Source organism: Sagittula sp. NFXS13 (assembly GCF_040148795.1).
Taxonomy (GTDB): Bacteria; Pseudomonadota; Alphaproteobacteria; order Rhodobacterales; family Rhodobacteraceae; genus Sagittula; species Sagittula marina.
Map to the genome: position 1 here is coordinate 1 of NZ_JAGEMH010000053.1, position 1,004 is coordinate 1,004.

Below are 1,004 nucleotides of genomic sequence, written 5' to 3' on the forward strand. Positions count from 1 at the left end.
GCATGATAGCTGGGCGACATGAGCAGTTGGGCCCCTACGAAGTACAAGACCAGGAACTGGCCTTCGTACAACACATCGCTGAAGCAACGCGGATCGCTATCGATTTGGTTTGATCCGGACACTACCTGGGTGCCACTACCAAGTGGCAAGCGCGGGCGACAACAGCAGTTCAGCGATGCGGCAATCCAGACATGCCTGACGATAAAGGTGTTGTTCGGTATGCCGCTTCGGCAGACGACAGGGTTCGTTGAGAGCCTGCTGCGGCTAGTCGGGTTGGACTGGGCCGTACCGGACTTCAGCACTTTGAGCCGTCGCCAGAGAACGCTCAATGTGAGCCTGCCCTATCGCAACGGAACCGGCCCGCTGAACCTCCTCATCGATAGCACGGGCATCAAATCTGAGGGCGAAGGCGAATGGAACGCGCGCAAGCATGGCGGCCCCAAACGCCGCATTTGGCGCAAGATACACATAGGGATCGACGAAGAAACGCTTGAGGTTCGGGCAGTCGAGGTCACCACCAGCAATATCGGGGACGCGCCGATGCTGCCGGAATTACTCTCCCAAATCCCGCTCGATCAAGACATAGGATCAGTCACTGCCGACGGGGCCTATGACACCCGCAAATGCCACAACGCCATTGCCGATCGTGGCGCTGACGCTGTCATCCCTCCAAGAAAGAACGCCAAGCCGTGGAAGCCCACGAGCGCAGGTGCCGTCGCCCGGAACGAGGCGGTCAATGCCTCACGCTACCTGGGCCGCACCTTGTGGCGACGGTGGAGCGGTTACCACCGTAGGAGCCGTGTCGAGACGAAGATGCATTGTATGAAACTCTTGGGCCAATCGCTAATGGCACGGGACTTCGACCGCCAGGTTGCGGAAATCCAGGTGCGTGTCGCTGTGCTTAACCGCTACACCGCTCTTGGCATGCCTGTCACAGAGCCCGTGGGGTAACTCCGTCCGGGGAAGGGGGAAGTTCGGCCAGACTTCGATTTGTGCAACAAAGC

At 59.3% G+C, this 1,004-nt stretch carries 1 protein-coding gene; it reads left to right on the forward strand.

Annotated elements, in window-relative coordinates:
- The first annotated feature begins 18 nt into the window (after positions 1 to 18).
- The gene (locus J4E08_RS24440) at positions 19 to 951 is read left to right on the forward strand and encodes an IS5 family transposase (RefSeq protein ID WP_349540725.1); all 933 of its coding nucleotides are present in this window, start codon (positions 19 to 21) and stop codon (positions 949 to 951) included.
- Positions 952 to 1,004: the final 53 nt, after the last annotated feature.

Coding starts and splice junctions, on each gene's coding strand:
- J4E08_RS24440 (WP_349540725.1), top strand. CDS start 19: ATGAGCAGTTGGGCCCCTACGAAGTACAAGACCAGGAACTGGCCTTCG.